The sequence below is a fragment of the Streptomyces sp. NPDC007088 genome, from assembly GCF_042869355.1.
GTDB lineage: Bacteria > Actinomycetota > Actinomycetes > Streptomycetales > Streptomycetaceae > Streptomyces.
In genome coordinates this window covers 452,959-475,070 of the sequence record NZ_JBIAFO010000003.1, presented here as the reverse complement: position 1 = coordinate 475,070, position 22,112 = coordinate 452,959, and the positions used below count along the sequence as shown (strand labels likewise).

The window sequence follows — 22,112 nt, the reverse complement described above, 5'->3', positions numbered from 1 at the left end:
CCTCACGCGCTCCGGCTCGTTGGTGGTGCTGCCGGCATGCAGCCGCGCGGCGCGCGGGGGGGGGCGCGGCCCGCGGCGCCCCCCCCCCCCGCGGGCGCCCCCCCCCCGCGCGCGCGGGTGCGCGCTGCCGGGACGTCAGGAACGGGCTCCCCGGCGCGCGAAGGGCGACCCCTTGACACGCGCGCCTGTGCCGGATCGACCGGACGACGGCCTCAGCGCCTGGCGCCCGGAGGCCGTCGGTGCGGCGCGTGCCCCCGACGAGTTCGGTAGACCAGTACCACGCACGATCCCGGACCGGCCGTCACGCCGGTCGGCGGCGCAGCGACCACCGGCGCGTGCGGACGGCTACCGCGTCAGTGATGTCCACCGCCTCAGTACAGCGCCCAGAGGGTGATCTCGCCGTTGACGTCGGTGCAGCTCGCGTCCTTGTAGTGCTGCTTCGCCTCAGGGATGTCCGCCTGACAGGCGGCCAGGTTCTCGTACATCGCGGGGCCGCCCGCCACGTTGTGCCACATGGCGGCGGAGGCGGAGCCGGCCGTCAGCGGGATCGCGACCGCGGCGGCAGCCGCCGCAAGACCAAAGGTCATGCGCTTGTTCCACGTCTTCACACGTATCTCCTCACGTCAGGAGGCCGGTCCCGCGTCGGGTCGGCCACGTAAGATCAATTCGTGCCCGAGGCCCTGTCACACAATCGTCTTCTTCACCAGATGGGCACATCTGCCCCGGAGTCACCAGGCCCTCCGGGCAACGCCAGGACAGCGGGCCGGACGGACACGCCCTCGGCGGGCCCCGTGGCGGCCCGCCCGCTACCAACGCCTCCCGCCGGCTCTCCGCCCGCCCGCCGGACAGGACAGCGATGCGGGGGCCGGGAAACCCAGGGCGGCATCCGGAGGCGACCCGTCAGCGCCCGGCCCACTCCCGTGGACGCCGCACTTTTCCGTTCCGTCCCGTCTGTTCCCGATCTACCGCGCGCCCGTGGGCGAGCGAGGCTTGGCAGTGGTTTGACGGAAACGCCCGCGTATCCGGATCTCGCCGGTCGCCCGCCCGGGTCCGCCGGTGAGGGCTCAGGGACTCACGCACCACCCGCACTCGTGCTGCTCGCGACTGCCAGCCCCCTCGGGAACGGAAACGGGAACGGGAACGGCGGCGGACAGGCGATGTCAGGGGCCGGCCCAGCCCGTAAAAAGCGGGCCTGACACTGCGACAGGCAGTTCCCGTACGCCGACTGCCCGGGGATGACGCTGCGCCGGCTCGGTCACGATGCCGCGGATCGCGGGGCGGTCCCTCACCTCGCCGGGACCAGGGACGGCAGACGTCGCGCGGCGCGCCGGGCTTCCTCGGCCATGGCCAGGGCCTCGGTGCGCCGGCCTCCGCGTGCGGCGGTGCAGGCCGGGGGGCACAGCGTCTGCGCACAGGCCGACGACGCCGCGTCGGTCCGTAGCCCGGTGGCCTCCCACTCCGGTCGCGGCCGACTCCACCCGTACGACTCCGTCATGGCGGCCCGCGTCCTCGGCCGGGGCTACGCCTACCTGCTCACCGCCGTGCACCACCGGGGCGAAGGGCTGGGGCTCGCCCCGAGCAAGCTCGTGGGCGTGGGCGCCCACCCGATCGTCCTCGACACCGTCGCCTGCGCCGAGCTGTGCGACACGTACGACAACGGGCATTTTCTGCACCACGTCCCGCTGGTCGAGACGAAGGACGACGGGCCGGTCGTGAAGATGGCCCATCTGGTCGCCCGCGCCGGCCGGGAGGTGGACCTCCCCCTGTGGGAGGACTCCAGCACCTGCGGCCCCTGCCACCCGGGCAAGGACTCGCACGGACCTCCGCACGCCGTCCCCGGGGGCTCGGACTCACGGTCCGGGCCCCCGAGTCACGCCCGGGTGACGTTCGTCCGAACCGGCAGCAGCCCTGACGTACCGGCGAAGACCCCGGACGGTGAGGCCGCCACCCCGCGCCGGTGGGTCCTGCAAGAGCACGTGTGGACGAAGGCCCTGCCTGATAACCGCTGACATTTCCGGCCTTGTCAGGCCAGGAGTGGGCACTCACCATCGCGGGGAGAGTACGTGGTGTTCCCGCGACGTTCCCGTGGGATTCGGACGGGACCGCAGATATCGGCCGTACACACAGGTCAGCAGGGGTGCAGGAGAAGGTGCCCGGAACCGGACTTGAACCGGTACGCCCGCGAGGGGCAGCGAGGTTTAAGCTCGCCGTGTCTGCATTCCACCATCCGGGCAGGCCATGGGCCCCGCTACTGGCGTAAAGCCTATCGGCAGGGCGCCCCCGGCATGGGGCCGTTGGGCCGATCTTGTCTTATTTTATTGGCGCCTGATGGAGCGTCAGGTAGCGGGGGGTGGCATCGTGCGTCGCCGGGCGGCCTTTCGCGGGGAACCGCCTCACGGACGTGAATGACGGGATTTCACCCTCGGACGGTTCCCACCCGCCGGGGGGACCCGCCGTACACGTGTCCGCCCGCGCCCCCGAAGGCTCCTCCCCACGCCTCCCGGGCCCCGTCGCATGCCGGAGGGGCCCGGTCACCCCCCGCCGTACGTCGTGTCACGGCGGGAAGGTGACCGGGCCCCTCGCGTGGCCCGGCGTGGCTCGTCGCCCCGTCAGTTGTGCCAGGTGCGGGGACGCAGCGGCAGACCGGAGGTGCCCGGTTCGGGGGTGCGGACGGCCACTATCTGGTTGACGCCGATGCGGTTGCGTTCGAAGGCCAGGGCGGAGGCCGCCATGTAGAGGAGCCAGACGCGCGCGCGGCCGGGGGAGGTCAGGCGGACCGCCTCGGCCCAGTTCCGTTCCAGGTTGGCGACCCAGGCGCGCAGGGTCAGCGCGTAGTGCTCGCGCAGGGACTCGACGTCGCGGATCTCGAAGCCGGCGTTCTCCAGGAGCGAGACCGTCGTGCCGACGGGGGCGAGTTCGCCGTCGGGGAAGACGTAGGCGTCGATGAACTCGTCGACGTTGTAGGCGTCCTCGTTCCTGAGGGGGCGGCGGGCGATCTGGTGGTTGAGGAGCCGGCCGCCGGGCCTGAGGAGGGCGTACAGGTCGTGCGCGTACTCCTGGTAGCGGGCGGCGCCGACGTGCTCGGCCATGCCGATGGAGGAGATCGCGTCGAAGGGCCCGTCGTGGACGTCCCGGTAGTCCTGGACGCGGATCTCGACCCGGTCGGCCAGCCCTTCCTCGGCGACGCGCTTACGGGCGTAGGCGGCCTGTTCGGTGGAGAGGGTGACGCCGACGACGTTCACCCCGTACTCCTTCGCCGCGTGGATCGCCATGGAGCCCCAGCCGCAACCGACGTCCAGGAGCCGCTGTCCCGGCCGGAGGTCCAGCTTGGTGGCGATGAGGCCGAGCTTGTCGTACTGGGCGCTCTCCAGGGTGCCGCCGGGCTCCCAGTAGGCGCAGGAGTAGACCATGGACGGGCCGAGGACGAGTTCGTAGAAGGCGTTGCCGACGTCGTAGTGGTGGCTGATGGCCTGCCGGTCGCTGCCCTTGGTGTGGAGGTGGGCGCGGGCGCCTCTGCGGCGTTCCTCGGCGGGCGGCGGGGGCGGCAGGAGGACGGGTCCGGCGAGCGCGAGAAGGCCGCGGACGGCGCCGCGGACGCGGGGTTCTCTGAGGGACTGGAGGACGGTTGTGGCGTCCTCGCCCCGGTCCCAGATCAGTTCGGAGAGCAGGCCGAGCGCCTCGAAGAGGTCGCCCTCCACCTGGAGGTCGCCGGAGACCCAGCCCCGGGCGAGTCCCAGCTCCCCGGGCTTCCACAGCAGGCGGCGCAGGGCGCGGCGGTTGCGTACGACGAGGGTGGGCGCCTGCGGCGGACCGGCTTCGCTGCCGTCCCAGGCCCGGATGCGGACGGGGAGCGGGGCCCCGAGCAGTTCTTCGGCGAGGTCGGTGAGCCGCGACGCGGCATCTTGCATGGCGCACACCTCCGGTGGGAGTTCCGTCTCAGCGGGAACGATTGTCCACACCACGTCAACACCCCGGGGGCGCCCACGCAGTCCCGTTACGCCGTAAGGGAACAGCAAAATAGTTGGTGCCGCCATACATTTCGGAGGGCCGGCCGGGCCGGGGCTCGTCGCGTCCCGGGGGCGGGGGCGTACGCGTCCCGGGCGGACGGCCCCACGCGTGCCGGACGGGGCGTACGCGTCCCGGCGGAGGGCCCCACGCGTGCCGGGCGCGCGGGTGAGCGGGCACGCAAGCACGCGGACACACGCAAGGGACGCTCGCCCCACGGATGGCGAACGTCCCTTGCGTTTACGGTGTGCTGACGGTGCCGAGGCGGCCGGCGGTACCGGTGGCCGTCCGGTCGGCCCGAGTCACGAGGACCCCGGCCGCCCGGCCGTCGTACGGTTCCCGCCGCCCCGGCGGAGCGCGTCGGGTGGTGTCAGCCGGCCTTGGCGGGCTCGGCTGTCTCGCCCTTCGCCTCGGAGGCCGGGGCGTCCGCCTTCTGCGGGGCGGGCTTCTCGGCCGCGGCGGGCTTCGGAGCGGGCTTGGCGGCCTCGTAGAACTCCTCGCGCGGGGTCTCCATGGCGCCCAGGGAGACGATCTCGCGCTTGAGGAACATCCCGAGGGTCCAGTCGGCGAAGACCCGGATCTTGCGGTTGAAGGTCGGCATGGCCATGCCGTGGTACGCGCGGTGCATGTACCAGGCGAGACGGCCCTTGAGCTTGATCTTCATCTTGCCCATGACGATCATCGCGACGCCCTTGTGGAGGCCGAGGCCCGCCACCGCACCCTTGTTGGCGTGCTTGTAGGACTTCTGCGGGAAGCCGCGCATCCCGGAGACGACGTTGTCGCCCAGGACCTTGGACTGCCGCAGCGCGTGCTGCGCGTTGGGCGGGCACCAGGCGTTCGGGTTGCCGTTCTCCCGGCCGACGAGGTCGGGCACCTGGGCGTTGTCGCCGGCGGCCCAGATGTAGTCGGTGCCGGTGGCCTGGAGGTCGGCGCCGACGTCGACGTGACCGCGCGGGCCGAGGGGCAGACCGAAGCGGGCCAGGGCCGGGTTCGGCTTGACGCCGGCCGTCCACACGATGGTGTTCGAGTCGACCTCAAGGCCGTTGTTGAGCACGACGTGGCCGTCGACGCAGGAGTCCATGCCGGTCTTGAGGTAGACCTCGACCCCGCGGCTCTCCAGGTGCTTCCTGCCGTACTCGCCGAGCTTCGGGCCGACCTCGGGGAGGATCTTGTCCGCGACGTCCACGAGGAGGAAGCGCATGTCCTCACGGGAGACGTTGGGGTACTCCTTGGCGGCGTCCCGCGCCATGTCCTCGACCTCGCCCACCGTCTCGGCACCGGCGAAGCCGCCACCGACGAAGACGAAGGTGAGCGCCTTGCGGCGGATCTCCTCGTCGTGGGTGGAGTCGGCCTTGTCCAGCTGCTCCAGGACGTGGTTGCGCAGGCCGATGGACTCCTCGATGCCCTTCATGCCGATGCCCTGCTCGGCGAGCCCGGGGATCGGGAAGGTGCGGGAGACCGCGCCCATCGCGATGACGAGGTAGTCGAAGGGCAGCTCGTACGCCTCGCCCACGAGGGGGGCGATCGTGGCTACCTTGCGGTCCTGGTCGATGGAGGACACGCGGCCGGTGAGGACCTCGGCCTTCGGCAGGACGCGCCGCAGGGGGACGACGACGTGCCGGGGCGAGATGTTGCCGGCGGCGGCTTCGGGGAGGAAGGGCTGGTACGTCATGTACGAGCGCGGGTCGACGACCGTCACGGTCGCCTCGCCGTAGCGCATCTTCTTCAAGATCCGCCGAGCTGCGTACAGTCCTACGTACCCACCACCCACTACGAGGATTCGGGGACGCTCCGTGGTGCTCATGGGATCGAGTATCCACCCGCCCCCAGGGGTGGGCTCGTGCGCCCCTTCACAAGGTTCGTGAGCACCTCTGCTACACTGCGCCGCCCACGTGACACACGTCATGCCCCGGCAGGGGAACCAGTGGCCTCGCCCACACGTTGCGCACCCCTCGTGAACAGCACCGGAGCGAACCTCCCCGAGGTGGACCACTGCCCCGCGACACGGGTACGCAACACCCCCGAAACCCTCATCTGAAGGGGCCGGCGCCCCCTTGAGTGGGGTCCACGACACACCGGGGGCCACGACCTCGCCCAAGAGTGCCGTTTTCCTTGTGAAGAACTTCACGAACTTTCTCGCGGCCGTGTCGCGAAGCGGGGCCGAACGCCCCTTTTCCGCGGTCTCCCGCGGCCTCCCCGGACGGTACGGTGACGGCCCGCGGAAGCGTAAGGAGCCCTCTCATGGCCGACCATCTCGCCGTCCTCACGACCACCGGAACCGAGGAGAAGGCACGCCGCCTGGCGGCCTCGGCGGTCGAGGCCCGCCTCGCGGCCTGCGCCCAGATCGACGGCCCCGTCACCAGCGTCTACCGCTGGGAGGGCCGCGTGGAGACGGACACCGAGTGGCGCGTCCTCTACAAGACGACGGCGGCCGCCTTCGACGCACTGTCCGCCCACATCGCGGCGGAACACGACTACGAGGTCCCCGAGATCATCGCGACCCCGATCACGGCGGGCGGCGACGCGTATCTGGCGTGGGTGGGGCGGGAGGTGCGGGGGTAGCCCCGCTGGTTCACCGCTGCCCGCCGTGGCCCGCCGTCGCCGGCGCGCGGCGGACGGGCCCTGCCCGCACGTACCCCGCCCGGCGGAGCGCACAGTATTGAATCGTTCGGTCCAATACCCCTAGACTCCCCGCCATGGCCCGACCGCGAAGCTTCGACGAGGACCGGGCCCTGGACGCCGCGATGCGGACGTTCTGGGCCCAGGGGTACGAGGGGACGTCCACGCAGGACCTGTGCGAGGCGACCGGCCTGGGGCGCAGCAGCGTCTACCACACCTTCCACAGCAAGCACGCCCTGTTCAGCCGGGCCCTCGCGCGCTACACGCGGATCATGACGGGGCAACAGCTCGCGATCCTGGAGGACGCGACGGTGCCGCCGCGCGAGCGCGTCCGCGCCCTGCTCGCCTGGGTCGTGGACGGCGAGGACGAGACCCGGCGCGACGGGCACAGCCTCGGCTGCATGACGGTGAGCGTCATCGCCGAACTCGCGGGCCGCGACCCCGTGACGGAGGAGCTCCTGACGGCGGACACCGAGCGCCGGCTCGCCGCGCTGCGCGCCCTGTTCGAGACCGGGCAGCGGACCGGGGAGTTCCCCGCCGGGCGCGCCCCCGCCGCCCTCGCCCAGTACGTCAACGCCACGCTCGCCGGGATGCGGATCGCCGGCCGCGCGGGGGCGGACCGGGCGACGCTGGAGTCGGTGGCCGAGGTGGCGCTGGACGCGATCGGCGGCTGAGCGCCCTTCAGGCCCCGTACGCGCATACGGGAGGCCAGGCCGCCCCTGTTTTGCACCGATCAGTACACAACTGGTCGGCCCACCACGCCCCACGGAAGAAGGAGTGGCCGTGCCACGTTCCGTCCATGTCCTGGCCCTCGGCGTCTTCGCCATGGTGACCAGCGAGTTCGTCGTCGCCGGGCTCATGCCGCAGATGGCCCAGGGGCTGCACACGACCGTTCCGAGGATCGGTTACCTGATCACCGCGTTCGCCCTCGCGATGGCCCTCGGCGGGCCGCTGCTGACGGTGGCCCTGCTGCGGGTGCCGCCGCGCCGCGCGCTGCTCGTCCTGTTCGCCCTCTTCGTGGCGGGCAACGTACTGGCCGCGTGCGCGCCGGGATACGGGGTCATGGTCGCGGCCCGCGTGCTCACCGGGGCCGCCTCGCAGGGGTTCTTCGGGGTGGCGATCTCGCTGTGCGTGCGGCTGGTCGAGGACCCGGGGCGGCGGGGGCGGGCCGTCGCCCTCGTCCTCAACGGCCTCATGCTGGGGACGCTCCTCGGACTGCCGCTGTCGACGCTGATCGGCACGCACCTGGGCTGGCGCGCCGCGTTCTGGGCCATCACGCTGCTGGCCCTCGTGGCGGCGCTCTGCACGGTGGCCGGGGTCCCGGCCGTGGCGCCGGCCGCGGGTAAGGGTGAACTCCGTTCCGAGGCAGCCCCGTTGCGCGTTCCCCGGCTCTGGCTGACCTTCGGCACGAGCACCCTGGTCATCGGCGCGACCTTCTCCGCGTTCAGCTACGCGAACCCGATCCTGACCGGGGTCTCCGGTTTCGCCGAGGGCACGGTGCCGGTCCTGCTCATCGCGTACGGCGCGGCGACCGTCGTCGGCAACACGGTGGTGGGACGCCTGGCCGACCGCTGGGCACCACAGGTGGTCCTGGCCGGCCTGGCGCTCAACGGCCTCTTCCTCGCCTGCTTCGCCCTCTTCACCGACGTCCCCGCCGCCGCCCTCGGCTGCTTCCTGGGCATCGGCCTGGTGGGAGTGACCCTCAATCCGGCCCTGGTCACCCGGGTCCACCGGGTGGGCGGCGCGGGTCCGTTGGTCAACACGGTCCACTCCTCCTTCATCACCCTCGGCATCGTCCTCAGCTCCGCGCTCGGCGGCCTCGCCCTGGAGCGGTGGACCCTGCGCGCACCACTGTGGCTGGGCGCCGGCCTCGCCGTATTCGGGCTGGTGACCGTACTTCCCGAGGTGATACGAGGACGGGGCCGGGGGCGCGTTCCGGCCGAGGCGGGAGCGGCGGCGCCCGCCGGGTGCGCGCCCTGAGCGGCGCCGCCCCCGGAGGCCGGGACATTCGGGAAGATCGTGTGGGCGGTGGTCGTGTGGTGAGTTCCCGCTGACCCGCCGAGGCCGGCCGCGATGTCCGAGCCACCTCCTACGGTGTCCCCCATGACGCACTGGACAGATCGCCCGCTCGCCCATCACGAAGAGACCAACGTCGTCTTCTTCCGGGGGATTTCGCTGGACTCGCTCACCCGGGGGCTCCTCGACGCGCGGCGCGCGCCGCTCGCCTACGGCAAGGGGGAGGAGTGGGGGGTGATCATGCACGACATGCTCGGCTGGGACGAGGGGGACTACGAGCCCACCGCCTACGGGCCGTTGTGCGCGGACGGCGGGGAGCTGGTCGTCTTCGTCACCGAGCCGTGCATAGCGAAGGCCCACGGTCCCTGGTTCGAGTACTACCGGGACGGGCGGCTGATCACCTTCCTCAGCTTCGAGTCCCCGAGCGACGGAGGGGGCGCGGAACCCGAGCTGCTGCTGCCCGCGCTCACGGCGGCGCGCCTGGCCGGACCCCGGGCGGACCTCGAAAGCGACGACGTCGAGGAGAGGATCGCGCGTGCCGTCGCCGGATTCTTCTCTCTGCCCGAACTCGAACTGGTCTGACTGAGCTGAGCGGGCCCCGCCCGGCCTTTCACGAGGGGCCCGTGTCGCGGAACACCGGCGTACGTCCCTCGGGAACGCGCCGCCGACGTGGCTCCGCTGGCCGAGCGCGGCTGAGGCGGCCCGCCCCTCCGGCTCAGGGCCGGTGGCCGTCCTCCGCCACCGACCAGCCGATCCCGTCCAGGATGTCGTGTTCGCTGACCACGACCTCCTTCGCCCCGGCACGGCGCATGAGCGCGCGCAGGATCAGGGCGCCGGAGGTGATGACATCGACGCGGCCCGGGTGCATCGCGGGGATCGCGGCGCGTTCGGCGTGGGTGGAGGCCAGGAGGCGGTCGGTGATCGCGGACACCGACGCGTAGGAGACGCGGGAGTGGTGGATGGCCGCCGAGTCGTACTCCTGGAGGTCCAGGGAGATCGCGGCGATCGTCGTGACCGTGCCCGCGAGGCCCACGAGGGTGCGCGCCTCGCTCAGCGGGACCGTTTCGGCGGCCTGGTCCAGGGCCCGTTCGATGTCCGACTCGATCGCGGCGACCAGGGCGGCGGTCGGCGGGTCGACCACCGTGCCGTCCTCGCGGGTGAGGTGGCGTTCCGTCATCCGCACGCAGCCGATGTCGACCGAGCGGGCCGCGGCCACCGCGTCCTCGCCGACCACGCACTCCATGGAGCCGCCGCCGATGTCGACCACCAGATACGGCTTCTCGTAGGTGTCGGAGCCGGTGAGTTCCCTCGTCGCGCCGGTGAAGGAGAGCTGCGCCTCCTCCTCGCCGGTGATCACCTCGGGGTCGACGCCCAGGATCTCGCGGACGCCGCGCGCGAAGTCCTCGCGGTTGGAGGCGTCGCGGGAGGCGGAGGTCGCGACGAAGCGCAGCTTGCCGGCCGGGACGCCGTGCTCCTCGATCAGGCGCGCGTACGCGCGGCACGCGTCGAAGGTGCGCTCCAGCGCCTCCGGGGCGAGGCGGCCCGTACGGTCCACGCCCTGGCCCAGGCGCACGACGCGCATGGCGCGGTGCAGGTCGCGCAGCTCGCCGGTCGCCGGGTCGGCGTCCGCGACGAGCAGGCGGATGGAGTTCGTACCGCAGTCGATCGCCGCGACCCTCGTCACTTGCCCTCCCCCTCGGCCGTCGCGCACAGGTCCGCGCACGGGCCCTTCGCCCACCACTCGGGGAGCATCGCGAGGGCCTCGTCGCCGAGCGGGTTGACGCCCGGCCCGGCCGCGAGCGAGTGCGCGACCAGGACGTGCAGGCACTTCACGCGCTCCGGCATACCGCCCGCGCTCGGGAAGCCGGTCAGCTCCTCGATCTCGTCGCGGCGCCTGAGGTAGTCCTCGTGCGCGGCGCGGTAGGCGTCCGCGAGCTCCGGGTCACGGCCGAGGCGCTCGGTCATCTCGCGCATCACGCCGTTCGCCTCCAGCGTGCCGATCGCGGAGGCCGCGCGCGGGCACGTCAGGTAGTACAGCGTGGGGAACGGGGTGCCGTCGGGCAGCCGGGGCGCCGTCTCCACGACGTCCGGGAGCCCGCAGGGGCAGCGGTGCGCGATGGTGCGCAGCCCGCGCGGCGGACGGCCGAGCTGCTGCTTGAAGGCGGCGACATCGGCCTCGGTCGGCTCGGCGGGCGCGGTGGGCGGCGGGGGCGTGTCCATGCGGGGCTTTCTCTCGTACGTGCGACGGCGGGGGCCTGGCGGGCGGGGCCGGCTCGGTGCCGTCCCGTTCCCCCAGTATCGCCGCAGGGCGGCGGCGCGCCGTCCCCGGGCGGTTCAGCGGTCCGAGGCGTCCGCGCGGTCGATTCCGGTGAGCAGGTTCGCGTACCAGGCGCGGTGCGAGACGGCGCCGCCGGGCTGCGGGCCCTGGAGCGCGGCGCCCCGGACCAGCGCGGTGTAGCCGGTCTCGCCGGGCAGCACGTAGTGGAGGCGTTCGCGGATGCGCTGGCGGGCGTAGGCGGGGTCCTCCCAGCGGGCCTTCTCGTCGCGCAGCCGCTCCACGTTCGCGCGGTGCTCGCGCAGTTGCTCGCGCATGTCGGCGATCTCGTTGCGCTGCGAGACGTACTGGCGCATCGGGTAGGCGAGCGCGACGACCAGCGTGCACAGGACGAGGACGAGGAGGGCGGCGCGCCCGGTCAGCCGGGAGCGGCGGGCCTGGCGGCGGGACTGGGAGCGGTAGACGCGCGCGGCGGTCTGCTCGCCGAGTGCCCGCAGCCGGGTGGCCGTGGAGAACCGGTCCCGGTGGTCCCTCGCTGGCATCGTGCCTCCCCGTGCACCCGTGAAACGCGCGGACGTCCTGAACACGCGTACGTCCCCGCACACGGTACGGGACCGGGTGCGGGGACGTACGGAGGCCGTGCGCCCCGGGGCGGGCCGTCAGCCGGGTGCCGACGGACATCGCGCGGGCGCGGGGGCCCGGGGGCTCAGCCCTTGAAGCGCGGGAACGCGGAGCGGCCCGCGTACACGGCGGCGTCGTCGAGGATCTCCTCGATGCGCAGGAGCTGGTTGTACTTGGCGACGCGGTCGGTGCGGGCCGGGGCGCCGGACTTGATCTGGCCGCAGTTCACGGCGACGGCGAGGTCGGCGATCGTGACGTCCTCGGTCTCGCCGGAGCGGTGCGACATCATGCACTTGAAGCCGTTGCGCTGGGCCAGCTCCACGGCGTCCAGGGTCTCGGTCAGCGAGCCGATCTGGTTGACCTTGACGAGCAGGGCGTTCGCGGAGCCCTCCTCGATACCGCGCGCCAGACGCTCCGGGTTGGTGACGAACAGGTCGTCACCGACGAGCTGGACCTTGTCGCCGAGCTTGTCGGTGATGGTCTTCCAGCCGGCCCAGTCGTCCTCGTACAGCGGGTCCTCGATGGACACGAGCGGGTACGCGGAGACGAGCTCCTCGTAGTACTCGGTCATCTCGGCGGCCGAACGCTCCTTGCCCTCGAACAGGTACTTGCCGTCCTTGTAGAACTCGGAGGCGGCGACGTCCAGGGCGAGCGCGATGTCGCGGCCGGGCACGTAGCCGGCTTCCTTGATCGCTTCGAGGATGAGGTCGAGGGCGGCGCGGTTGGACTCCAGGCTCGGGGCGAAGCCGCCCTCGTCGCCGAGGCCCGTGGACAGCCCGCGCTGCTTCAGGACCTTCTTGAGGGTGTGGTAGACCTCGGAGCCCCAGCGGACGGCCTCGGAGAAGGACTCGGCGCCGATCGGCGCGATCATGAACTCCTGGATGTCCACGTTGGAGTCGGCGTGCGAGCCGCCGTTCAGGATGTTCATCATCGGCACCGGGAGCAGGTGCGCGTTGGGGCCGCCCAGGTAGCGGAAGAGCGGCAGGTCGCTGGCCTCGGAGGCGGCGTGCGCGACGGCGAGGGAGACGCCGAGGATGGCGTTGGCGCCGAGCGAGGACTTGTCCGGGGTGGCGTCCAGGTCGAACATCGCCTGGTCGATCAGCCGCTGCTCGGTGGCGTCGTAGCCCACCAGCTCCGGGCCGATCTGCTCGATGACGGCCAGCACGGCCTTCTCGACGCCCTTGCCGCCGTAGCGGTTCGCGTCTCCGTCACGCAGTTCGAGGGCCTCGAAGGCCCCGGTGGAGGCGCCGGAGGGCACGGCAGCGCGGCCCGTGCTCCCGTCGTCGAGGCCGACCTCGACCTCGACCGTGGGGTTGCCTCGGGAGTCCAGGATTTCCCGGGCTACGACGACGTCGATGGACGGCACGAGCATCTCCTTCGTGGGATGTGAAGCAGGAAGTGCGGGGTGCGTGAGCACCTTGCGACATGAGCCTAACCGGCTCGGGACCCGAGGCCCCCCGAAGCCCGCCCGCTAAGACGAAACGACCGGACGCAAGGGACATCGGGCGCATATCCGGCGCGTCGCCGCCGGGGCGGGTGAGCATCTGAGCCGTCCGCCGTGACACATGAGCCCGCCGTTGAGCGGGGCGGCGCACGGACGAGCCGGGCGGCCGGAACGGACCCCGCCCCGGCACGCGCGGGGGACGCGGGCCGGGGCGGGGCGGCCCCGAGGGGCCGGGTGGCCCTGTGGGGCCGGGGCCCTGGGGGTGGGCCGGGGAGCGGCGGGCGCGGGGCCCGCCGGCCGGGTCAGCTCAGGTGGAGCTGCTGGCCCGGGTAGATCAGGTCGGCGTTCTTGACGATGTCGTCGTTGAGCTGGAACAGCTTGGACCAGCCGCCGGAGACGTGGTGCTTCTGCGCGATCTCGCTCAGCGTGTCGCCGGTGACGACCTTGTACTCGCCGTCGCCCTTGGGGACGATCTTGCCGGTGTCGGTCGTGACCGTGCCGGTCGTGGACTTGGGCGCGGCCTTCGGGGCGGGCTTCGGCGCGGCCTTGGGCTGCGGGGCCGCCTGGCGCTGCTGGCCGCGCGAGGCGGCCTGGCCGTCGGTGTGCTGCGGGGCGGCCTGCTGGGACTGCTGGCCGGAGGAGGAGCCGCCGGTGCTGACGCCCGGGTCCACACCGTCGTTGGTGAGGCCGCCGGCGCCGGCGCAGGACCAGGCGCCCGGTCCCTGCATGGCGAGGAGCTTCTCGGCGGTGGCTATCTGCTGGCCCTTGGTGGCCAGGTCGGCGCGCGGGGCGTACTGGGTGCCGCCGGCGGCGGCCCAGGAGGACTGGTTGAACTGGAGGCCACCGTAGTAACCGTTGCCGGTGTTGATGGACCAGTTGCCGCCGGACTCGCACTGGGCGACCTTGTCCCAGGTCGAGACGGAGGCGGCGGAGGCGGTGCCTGAGGCCATCAGCGGGACGGCGATGGCGGCGCCGGTGACACCCGCGAGGGCGACGACCCGGGTGGCCCTGGAAGAACGACGGTGCTTGTTGCCCTTGCTGGAAAACAGCATGAAGAGGTCTCCTCACCGACGCCTACGAGGTGAGCTGTCGGGTTCGGGCCCGTGAGTTGCCCGGCCGTGCGACCTTGCGCACGACTTCACCCCGAGCCCCGCGCACCGCCCGGATCTCTCCGGACGGCACGCGGGGCGCAAACCTTGGGTCCCCCGCTCCTGCCTTCGGCGCTCGACGCGACGACTGTCCCGCACGGTCGCCGGCAGGATTCGGCGTGACGGCCATGGGGGCTCCCGGTGGGGAGCGGAGACGACGTTAAGCAAGAAACAACCGGAACTTCAAAGACGATCAGGGCTGTTGAGACTCATGTCTCACTTGCCCTCAACCGGACAAAGGGGCTCGAACCCTGACACCCTCTTGTCCGGTTATTGACCCGAATCCACACCAAGATCCAGGCTCTGGCCAGGGAGGATGAGGTCGGGGTCGGCCCCGACGACCTTCTTGTTCTCCTCGTACAGCGCGGTCCAGCCCTCGGGGAGCTCGTGGGCGTCCGCGATGGCCCAGAGACTGTCGCCCGAACGCACCGTGTACGTCTTGTCCTTGGTGGCGCCGTTCGCCGACCTCTGCCCGTTTTCTCCCCGCGAGGCGTGGAGTTCGCCGGCCGGGGAACGGTCCACTCCGGCGGCGGCCGGGTCCTGGGTGTCCGCGTCGCCCGGCTCCCGGTCCGTCGCGTCGCCGGAGACGGGCGACGCGCCGTCCTCCTCCTCGCGCGAGGAGGGCTCGCCGGAGGGGCTTTGGGTGTCCTTCTTGGCGTGGCGGCCGGAGGGCTTGCCGGAGGCGTCGCCCCCTTCCTCCTTCGCGGAGGGGGAGGCACTTGACTCGGCGTCCGGTGCGGACGTTTCGTCCGAGGTGCCCGGCTTGGCGTGCTTCGAGGTCTTCTCGGGCGACTTCGGCACCTCGGCGCTCTCGTCACCCTTGGCGTCCTTGGCGCCCTTGTCCTCCTTGTCGGACTTCTCCGCTTCGGGGGACTCGTCGGTCTTGCCGGACTCCGCCTTCTTCGCGGGGTCCCCGGAGTCCGAGGGCTGCGCGGAGGGCGAGGCGGGGACGGTCGAGGTGTCGCCGACACCCGCGCCCGCCGCGTCGTCGGTGCCGCCGTCCTCACGGGTCAGGCCCGCTCCGACAGCGCAACCGGGCCAGGCGGACGGGCCCTGGGCGGCGAGGATGCGCTGACCGACGAGGATCTGCTGGGCGCGCGTGGCCATGTCGGCGCGCGGGGCGAGGTCGAGACCGCCGTTCGCCTCCCACTCGTCGTCGGAGAGCTGGAGGCCGCCGTAGTAGCCGTTGCCGCTGTCGGCGCTCCACGAGCCGCCGGTCTCGCATTCGACGAGGCGGTCCCAAGGGCCCTGGTCCGCGCTGGCGCCGGTCGCGCCGAGCAGCGGGATGGCGATGGCCGAGCCGGTCACTCCTGCCGCGACGACAAGGGCCGGGGCCTGGCGGGGGCGTCGGTGACGGCCGTTCCCGGAGAGCATGCGGTTGCCTTTCGCGTGACAGCTGGATCGGACGTGAACGTAGCCGGATTCGAATGCCTGTCACAAGTCGATGCAGCCCTGATCACACGAACATCACATTTTTGACGTCGGTTCAGGTCGCACGAGCTGCCACATCACGGGTAAGTGGGGTATTACGCGCCGCCGTCCGGGGCAGGAGTGACGGGAGTGAAGCGGACGGGCAGGGTGCGCAGCCCCCGCATGATGAGGCCGCCGCGCCAGCGCAGCTCCTCGGGTTCGGCGTCCAGCGCGAGGTCCGGAAGGCGGGTCAGCAGCCGCTCCAGCGCGGTCCGCCCTTCGAGGCGGGCCAGCGGCGCGCCGAGGCAGTAGTGGATGCCGTGGCCGTAACCGAGGTGCTGGTTGTCGCGGCGCGCGAGGTCGAGCGTGTCGGGCGCGGTGAAGCGCTCCGGGTCGCGGTCGGCCGCCGCGAGCACCACGAGTACGGGGTCCCCGGGCGCGATGTCCTGCTCGCCGACGCGCAGTGGCGCGGTCGCGTACCGCCAGGTGGCCAGTTCCACCGGGCCGTCCCAGCGCAGCAGTTCCTCGACGCCGGTCGCGAGCAGTCCCCGGTCCCCGGCGGCCAGGGACGCCTGGAGGCGGGCGCGTTCCTCCGGGTGCCCGAGCAGGGCCAGTACGCCGTTCCCCACGAGGTTCACGGTCGTCTCGAAGCCGGCGAACAGGAGGATGAAGGCCATCGCGGCGGCCTCGTTCTCCGTCAGGTGCTCCCCGTCGTCGGAGGCGCGGACGAGGTCGGAGATGAGGTCGTCGCCGGGGTCGAGGCGTTTGCGGTGGATGAGTTCGGCGAGGTAGCCGCGCATCTTCCTGACGGCCCGGCCCACTCCCCCGCGCGGTCCGCCGCCGTGCCGGATCATCATGCCCGCCCAGTCGCGGAAGTCGTCCTGGTCCTCGCGCGGGACGCCGAGCAGGTCGCAGATGGCGTAGATGGGGAGCGGGAAGGCGAACTCGTGGATGAGGTCCGCCTCCCCCCTCTCCGCGAACCCGTCGACGAGGGCGTCGGTCAGTTCGCGTACCCGAGGCTCGAAAGCGGCGACCCGGCGCGGGGTGAACGCCTTCGACACGAGGCGGCGCAGCCGGGTGTGGTCGGGCGGGTCGATGTTGAGCAGGTGCGTCATGAGTTCGGCCTTGCGCTCGCCCGGGATGCCGGTCTTGCCCTTGGCGTGGGCGGACTCGGCGTGGTGCGCCGGGTTCTTGGACAGCAGGGGCTCGGCGAGGGCCTGCCGGGCCTCGGCGTACCGGGTGACGAGCCACGCCTCGACCCCGCTGGGCAGCCGGGTCCAGCGCACCGGCGCGTGCTCGCGCAGCCAGGCGTACGCGGGATAGGGGTCGGCGGCGAACTCCCGGCTGAACAGCGGCGGGGTCGGGCCGGGTACCGCGAGGGGGCAGGCGGGGGCGGTGGGGCCGTCCGGGGCGTCCGTGGCGGCGGGGCCGTCCGTGGCGGCGGGGCCGTCCGTGGCGGCGGGGCCGTCCGTGGCGGCGGGGCCGTCCGGGGTGGCGGGGCCGTCCGGGGTGGCGGGGGCGTTCTCGGTCACCGGTCGACGGTACCGGGCCGGGCGGGGGGCTCCTTCGGCGCTGCCTCCGTCCGTGCGGGCCCGGCGGCGTGGACTCCCGTGCGCGGCTTTCACTCTTTCGTATATACTTGCGGCATATGCCCCAGGTAGGCTCTTGAGTACGGCCATACTCCGTCCGCAGACCGATTTCCACATGGCCGTGCTACGGCTGCTGGAAAACGCGCTGTTCGACCAAGTACCGGACGACCTGTAACTCGACAGAGACAACCGGCCGGAGCCCGGCCTGATGCTCGTCCCCTGGGCTGCCCGTACGGGCCCCGCTCAGACTTTCCACGAACCCGCCGACATCCTGCTCGCCGTCGAAGTCGTCTCGGCGGAATCGGCAGAGCGGGATCGGCGGATCAAGCCACGCAAGTACGCGGCAGCGGGCATCAGGCACTTCTGGCGGGTAGAGGGAGTCGATGGCCGCCCCGTCGTCTACGTCCACGAGGCGGACCCGGCCACGGGCGTCTACGCCCTGACCGGAATCCACCACGACCGGCTGCGGGTTCCCGTACCCGTCGCGCTCGACATCGACCTTTCTCTGCGCCGCCCCCCTCAGCCCTGACGGCCCTCCGCCGCCAGGATCGCGTCCCGGTACGCGCGTGCCGCGCCGCGCAGGGCGGCCTCCGGGTCGACGCCCTCGGCCTGGGCCTTCGCGGCGAGGGCGAGCAGTTCGTAGCCGATACCGCCGCCGGGGCCGGTGGGCAGGTCCACGTCGAGGGCCGCCGTGCGGGCGCGGGAGTGGAGTTTCGCGGCGAGGGACAGGGCGGGCTGGCCCAGCGGTACGCCCTCGGTGACCGAGGTGCGGCCCTTCTCCTCGGCCTTCCTGCGCAGCCACAGGGCGCGGACGTCCTCGGGGGTCTCGGCGCGCTCCTCGCCGAAGACGTGCGGGTGGCGGTGGACGAGCTTGTCGACGATGGCGCCGGCGACGTCGTCCACGGAGAAGGGCTCCTCCGCGTCCTCCTCCGCGATCCGGGAGTGGAAGACGACCTGGAGCAGGACGTCGCCGAGTTCCTCGCGCAGTTCGGCGCGGTCCCCCGTCTCGATCGCCTCGACGAGCTCGAAGACCTCCTCCAGCGCGTACGGGGCGAGGCCCTCGTGGGTCTGGAGGCTCGACCACGGGCACTCGGCGCGGATACGGTCCATGACCTGCACGAGGTCGAGCAGGCGCGCGCCCGGCAGGTCGTAGGAGGCGGGCAGCAGTTCGAGTTCGGGCATCGCGAAGCGGCCGGAACCGGCCATCGCGGCCAGCTGGTCGGTCAGGCGCCGGTCCCCCGCCGCCTCGCTCTCCCCGCCGGGCCCGCCGGGCAGCACGACGACGGTCGAGCCGCCGGCGCAGAACTCGACCAGTTCCCGCGCCTCGGGCGCGTACCGCTCGACGGTGATCCCGGCCTCGCGCAGGTACGGGAGCTGGGGGTGGTCCGGGTCGGCGCACAGCACGCGGGCGGCGGTGCGCAGGGTGTCCCAGGCCGGCCAGGACAGGAGCCCGGGGGCGACCCGGTGGCTCGTGGTGAGCAGGACGATCCGGCCGGGCCCGGCGGCGGGGGTGGTTGCGTTCACCCCCCGAACGTAACGCAGTGGCCGCGCACCCCGGCGGGCGGCGGCGGGTACCCGGCCCACCGTGCCCGGCCCGCCCTGCCCGGTCAGCCCTGCTCGGCCCGGTCAGCCCTGCTCGGCCCGCCCTGCCCGGTCAGCTCTGTTCGGTGCCCGCCGGTTTCGAGACCTCGCGCAGCCAGGCGGGCTGGGTGTCGGCGCGGCCGCTGGTGCGCGCGTTCCACGAGCCGTAGCGCGGGTTGATGTCCACCTTCAGTTTCTTCCCGGCGACGGACAGCGCCTTCCAGAACGCGTCCTGCCCCTCCTTGGTGTTGGGGTCGGCGCCGAGCGCCCGGTAGAGCTTCTGCGCGGCGATCTCGGTGCGCAGGCTCTCGTCGAGGCGGGCGGGCGCGACCTCGTTCTGCTGGAGCCACGCCGTCTGGAGGGCCTTGTCGCCCCCGGCCTGCTGGGCGAAGGAGGCGCGCAGCCGCTGGACCTCGGCGCGGCTCACGGTGACCCCGGCGTCCTTCGCGGCGCGGTGCAGGACCCGGTCGCGGACCATGGACTGGAGGGTGAAGCGGGACAGCTTCCCGCTCTTGCCGACGATCTGCTCGTACGTCTTGGTGTCGGGGCTCGCGGCGCGCTGCGCCTCGCGGACCTCGCTGACCCGGCTCTCCAGTTGCGCGACGGTGATGCGCTGGCCGCCGACGACGGCCGCGGCGCCCGGGTGGGCCTCGCTTCCGCACGCGGACAGCAGGGGGACGCCGGCGAGCAGCGCGGCAAAGAGGGCGAGCCCGGTGGTGCGGCTACGGCTGCGGCTGGTGCGACGGCGGCTGTGCACGGGGAGCCTCCCAGAGATTGTGCTTCGGAGCACAAGCTTGCGGTGATCGATGTTAGGCAGTCGGCAGCCCGCGGGCTACCGCTTCGACCAACGATTCGCGGCCAGTTGTGTGGCGCACGGGGCGGTCCGCGCTGACGGGGCCTCAGTGGACGCGGCTCAGCCACCGCAGGGTGCGGCGGATCTCGGCGGGGAGCGGATGGCCGGGGCCGTGCAGCCGTTCGGCGTCGGACAGCAGCGAAGACAGGGCCTCGCGGGCGGCGGCGTGGTCGCCGACGGCGAGCAGGACGTGCCCGGTCCTGCGCCGTACGTCGAGGGCGAGCAGCCGGTCACCGGCGTACGGGTGGGAGAAGTACGCGAGCAGTTCGCGGTACTCGGCGAGGGCGCCCGCGGCCTCCCCGAGCTGTTCGAGGCACTGGGCGGCCTCGTAGCGGAAGCGCAGCGCGTCCCGGTCGGCGGGCCCGGCCTCGGCGGCGCGTTCCCCGGCGAGGCGGCGCAGTTCGGGCAGGGCGCGGCGGTACTGGCCGTCCTCCATGAGGGTGGCCGCGTACTGCTTGCGCAGCATGCGGACGACGACGGAGCCCTCGCCGTAGCTCGCGGCGGCCGCCGGCAGGAGGCCCCCGAGCAGGTCGACGGCCTGGGTGACGCGGCCCTCGCCGAGCAGGTGCTTGACGTGGTCGACGGCGGTGGCCACGTCGGGGGCGCCGCGGGAACCGGCCGTGACGGGGAGCGGGCGGGGGCCGCGCGGGTCCGCGGGAGCCGGGGCGGCGGGGCCGGGGGCCGCCGGGCGGCCCTGCCACGGGGCCTGCGGGCGCAGGAAGGGGCGGAGCGGGTCGCGGGGGCCCACGGGGGTGCCGCGCGCGGGCAGCAGCGGCACCAGTTCCTCGTACACGGCGTGGGCGCCGGGCGGTCTGGCCTGCGGGTCCTTCGCGAGCAGCCGCTCCACGAGCGCCGCGAGGGCCGGGGGGATCTCGGGGCGCGAGTGGCGGACCGGGAGCGGCTGCTCGTGCAGGTGGCGGTAGAGGACGCCGAGCGCGGTGCTGCCCGTGAACGGCACCTCACCGGTGAGCAGTTCGTAGAGGAGCACACCGAGCGCGTACAGGTCGGTGTACGGGCCGACCGCGCCGCCCATCGCCTGCTCGGGCGCCATGTAGGCGGGCGTGCCGATGGGGGTGCCGGTGTGGGTGAGGCGTGTCGTGTCGGTGTCCATCACGGAGGCCACGCCGAGATCGAGGACGGTCACCAGGCCGTCCTCCCCGACCATCACGTTGCGGGGCTTGAGGTCGCGGTGGACGATCGGCAGCGCGTGCACCGCGCACAGCACGGAGCACAGCTGGGCGGCGACGCCCACCGCCCAGGGCCAGGGGTAGGGGCGGTGCGCGGCGAGGTGGCCGGCGAGGTCGGTCCCGTCGACGTGGCGCATGACGAGGAAGAGGTCCTCGTCCTCGACGCCCGCGTCGTGCACGGTGACGAGGCCGGGGTGGTCGACCTGGGCGGTGACGCGGCACTCCCGGACGAAGCGGCGGCGCAGCTCCTCGCTGTCCCCGGCGGCCCGGTCGGGGCGCAGCAGCTTGACCGCGACCCTGCGGTCCAGACGCCGGTCGTAGGCGGCCCACACCTGGCCCATACCGCCCTGGCCGAGGAGCGTGGCGAGCTGGTAGCGGCCCGCGAGGAGGCGCTCACCCGCCGGGCCGCCGGACGGTTCGCGGTCGGGTCCGCGATCCGGTACGCGGTTCGGTTCCCGGTTCGGTTCCCGGTTCCTCTCGGCGGTCACCGCTGGGGGTGCCCCTCGCCGCCGGAGGGGCGGCCGGGCCCGGCGGTCCATCCGTGGGGGCCGGGGTACTCGGGTCCGGTGCCGGTGCCGGGCGCAGTGCCGGGTCCGGGTCCGGTGCCGTCCCCGAAGCCGGTTCCGCCGGGTTCCGCCGTCTCGTGCTCCCGCTCCCGCTCCCGGGCGCGCAGGTAGGCACTGAGTTCGTCGAGTTCGGCCCGTACCTGATCGATGCGGCCGGGCGGGGCGGGAGGGGCGGGGTGGGGGCCGTGTGCGCCGTGGTGCGGGGCGGGCGGGTAGCCGTAGGGCGGCGCGGGGGCCGGAGACTGCCCGGACACCCGTGTCGTCGCCTGGGCCTGTGCCGGCCCCTGTCCCGGAGCGGGGGCCTGCGGCCGCGCGTAGGGGAAGGCGTGCGCGGGGGCGGGGAGCGGCGGGAAGCGGCGCATGATGTCGGCGTACAGGTAGTACGCGGTCCCGCCCAGCGCGTTCAGCAGCAGGAACACCATGCCGAGGTTGCCCTGCCAGCCCTCGATCTCCTCACCGCCCGGGTCGACCAGGACGAGCGTGGTGCCGGCGAGGGTGCCGACGACGGACAGCCAGAACGCGAGCCGGTCCGCGTTCTGGCGGGTCAGGAACGCGAGGCGCAGCAGCGTGGCCCAGGTCAGGAAGCCGATCGAGCACACCGAGACCAGGCTCAGCGCGACGCGCTCGGCGACCAGCGCGGCCGTACGGGGACGGCGGCGCGGCGGCGGAGGGGGCACGAAGCCGGGGCCGATGCCGTTCATGGCTTGCTCCTGGGGCCGGGACCTGCGGACGGGACGAGCGACACGCCGCACTGCTGCCCGGCGCCGGGCGTCGAGCGTATACACCGACAGCCGGATC

General features: G+C 73.0%; 19 protein-coding genes, 1 tRNA gene, 1 pseudogene and 1 riboswitch. Of the genes and pseudogenes, 6 read left to right on the top strand and 15 right to left on the bottom strand.

Annotation, left to right across the window (positions count from 1 at the left end; translation table 11 throughout):
• Positions 1-371: 371 nt before the first annotated feature.
• On the bottom strand, positions 372-608 hold the full coding sequence (locus ACFYMP_RS07750; RefSeq protein WP_388852106.1) for a hypothetical protein: 237 nt from the start codon (positions 606-608) through the stop codon (positions 372-374).
• 885 nt (positions 609-1,493) lie between these two features.
• Here ACFYMP_RS07750 and ACFYMP_RS07745 point away from each other — a divergent pair.
• The gene (locus ACFYMP_RS07745) at positions 1,494-2,009 is read left to right on the top strand and encodes a hypothetical protein (RefSeq protein ID WP_388852104.1); all 516 of its coding nucleotides are present in this window, start codon (positions 1,494-1,496) and stop codon (positions 2,007-2,009) included.
• Positions 2,010-2,150: 141 nt separating this feature from the next.
• Here ACFYMP_RS07745 and ACFYMP_RS07740 read toward each other — a convergent pair.
• The 3 genes from ACFYMP_RS07740 to ACFYMP_RS07730 form a co-directional block, all read right to left on the bottom strand.
• Positions 2,151-2,233: transfer RNA gene (locus tag ACFYMP_RS07740), tRNA-Leu, on the bottom strand.
• 376 nt (positions 2,234-2,609) lie between these two features.
• Positions 2,610-3,908 carry a class I SAM-dependent methyltransferase gene (locus ACFYMP_RS07735; RefSeq protein ID WP_388852101.1) on the bottom strand — a complete coding sequence of 433 codons (1,299 nt, stop codon included), beginning with the start codon at positions 3,906-3,908 and terminating at the stop codon, positions 2,610-2,612.
• A 467-nt stretch (positions 3,909-4,375) separates the two neighbouring features.
• On the bottom strand, positions 4,376-5,809 hold the full coding sequence (locus ACFYMP_RS07730; protein WP_388852098.1) for an NAD(P)/FAD-dependent oxidoreductase: 1,434 nt from the start codon (positions 5,807-5,809) through the stop codon (positions 4,376-4,378).
• A gap of 437 nt (positions 5,810-6,246) precedes the next feature.
• Here ACFYMP_RS07730 and cutA point away from each other — a divergent pair, with 437 nt between their 5' ends.
• From cutA to ACFYMP_RS07710, 4 genes are all read left to right on the top strand, one after another.
• Positions 6,247-6,567, top strand: a complete 321-nt coding sequence (gene cutA, locus ACFYMP_RS07725) for a divalent-cation tolerance protein CutA (RefSeq protein ID WP_388852095.1) — start codon at positions 6,247-6,249, stop codon at positions 6,565-6,567.
• A gap of 134 nt (positions 6,568-6,701) precedes the next feature.
• Positions 6,702-7,298 (top strand): TetR/AcrR family transcriptional regulator, encoded by a 597-nt coding sequence (locus tag ACFYMP_RS07720; RefSeq protein WP_388852092.1) that lies wholly within the window; start codon positions 6,702-6,704, stop codon positions 7,296-7,298.
• 109 nt (positions 7,299-7,407) lie between these two features.
• Positions 7,408-8,604 carry an MFS transporter gene (locus tag ACFYMP_RS07715; RefSeq protein ID WP_388852089.1) on the top strand — a complete coding sequence of 399 codons (1,197 nt, stop codon included), beginning with the start codon at positions 7,408-7,410 and terminating at the stop codon, positions 8,602-8,604.
• Between the two features lie 123 nt (positions 8,605-8,727).
• On the top strand, positions 8,728-9,222 hold the full coding sequence (locus tag ACFYMP_RS07710) for a hypothetical protein (RefSeq protein ID WP_388852086.1): 495 nt from the start codon (positions 8,728-8,730) through the stop codon (positions 9,220-9,222).
• 133 nt (positions 9,223-9,355) lie between these two features.
• Here ACFYMP_RS07710 and ACFYMP_RS07705 read toward each other — a convergent pair whose 3' ends face one another.
• The 7 genes from ACFYMP_RS07705 to ACFYMP_RS07675 all read right to left on the bottom strand — a co-directional run bounded on the left by ACFYMP_RS07705 (position 9,356) and on the right by ACFYMP_RS07675 (position 16,890).
• A complete protein-coding gene (locus ACFYMP_RS07705; protein ID WP_388852083.1) occupies positions 9,356-10,324 on the bottom strand; it encodes an exopolyphosphatase in 969 nt (322 codons plus the stop codon).
• Complete coding sequence (locus ACFYMP_RS07700; protein ID WP_388852080.1) at positions 10,321-10,860, bottom strand: DUF501 domain-containing protein; 540 nt, start codon at positions 10,858-10,860, stop codon at positions 10,321-10,323. Before ACFYMP_RS07700 ends, ACFYMP_RS07705 begins: the two co-directional genes overlap by 4 nt.
• A gap of 114 nt (positions 10,861-10,974) precedes the next feature.
• Complete coding sequence (locus ACFYMP_RS07695) at positions 10,975-11,457, bottom strand: septum formation initiator family protein (RefSeq protein ID WP_388852078.1); 483 nt, start codon at positions 11,455-11,457, stop codon at positions 10,975-10,977.
• Positions 11,458-11,621: 164 nt separating this feature from the next.
• Positions 11,622-12,908: a phosphopyruvate hydratase gene (eno, locus tag ACFYMP_RS07690; RefSeq protein ID WP_388852074.1), complete on the bottom strand. Its 1,287-nt coding sequence runs from the start codon at positions 12,906-12,908 to the stop codon at positions 11,622-11,624.
• Positions 12,909-13,282: 374 nt separating this feature from the next.
• A complete protein-coding gene (locus ACFYMP_RS07685) occupies positions 13,283-14,032 on the bottom strand; it encodes a transglycosylase family protein (RefSeq protein WP_388852071.1) in 750 nt (249 codons plus the stop codon).
• 4 nt (positions 14,033-14,036) lie between these two features.
• Positions 14,037-14,213: riboswitch (cyclic di-AMP (ydaO/yuaA leader) on the bottom strand.
• Between the two features lie 185 nt (positions 14,214-14,398).
• Positions 14,399-15,502 carry a transglycosylase family protein gene (locus ACFYMP_RS07680; protein ID WP_388852068.1) on the bottom strand — a complete coding sequence of 368 codons (1,104 nt, stop codon included), beginning with the start codon at positions 15,500-15,502 and terminating at the stop codon, positions 14,399-14,401.
• A gap of 152 nt (positions 15,503-15,654) precedes the next feature.
• On the bottom strand, positions 15,655-16,890 hold the full coding sequence (locus tag ACFYMP_RS07675; protein ID WP_388852317.1) for a cytochrome P450: 1,236 nt from the start codon (positions 16,888-16,890) through the stop codon (positions 15,655-15,657).
• A gap of 430 nt (positions 16,891-17,320) precedes the next feature.
• Between ACFYMP_RS07675 and ACFYMP_RS07670 the strand changes: the two are divergent.
• A pseudogene (locus ACFYMP_RS07670) lies at positions 17,321-17,656 on the top strand (Uma2 family endonuclease); the annotation flags it as partial.
• Here ACFYMP_RS07670 and ACFYMP_RS07665 read toward each other — a convergent pair.
• The 4 genes from ACFYMP_RS07665 to ACFYMP_RS07650 form a co-directional block, all read right to left on the bottom strand.
• Complete coding sequence (locus tag ACFYMP_RS07665) at positions 17,647-18,651, bottom strand: nucleoside triphosphate pyrophosphohydrolase (protein ID WP_388852065.1); 1,005 nt, start codon at positions 18,649-18,651, stop codon at positions 17,647-17,649. The pseudogene ACFYMP_RS07670 and the gene ACFYMP_RS07665 sit on opposite strands and share 10 nt — an antisense overlap.
• 130 nt (positions 18,652-18,781) lie before the next feature.
• Positions 18,782-19,465 carry a SurA N-terminal domain-containing protein gene (locus ACFYMP_RS07660; protein ID WP_388852062.1) on the bottom strand — a complete coding sequence of 228 codons (684 nt, stop codon included), beginning with the start codon at positions 19,463-19,465 and terminating at the stop codon, positions 18,782-18,784.
• Between the two features lie 142 nt (positions 19,466-19,607).
• Positions 19,608-21,089 carry a protein kinase gene (locus tag ACFYMP_RS07655; protein ID WP_388852314.1) on the bottom strand — a complete coding sequence of 494 codons (1,482 nt, stop codon included), beginning with the start codon at positions 21,087-21,089 and terminating at the stop codon, positions 19,608-19,610.
• 143 nt (positions 21,090-21,232) lie between these two features.
• A complete protein-coding gene (locus ACFYMP_RS07650; RefSeq protein ID WP_388852059.1) occupies positions 21,233-22,015 on the bottom strand; it encodes a hypothetical protein in 783 nt (260 codons plus the stop codon).
• Between the last annotated feature and the right edge of the window lie 97 nt (positions 22,016-22,112).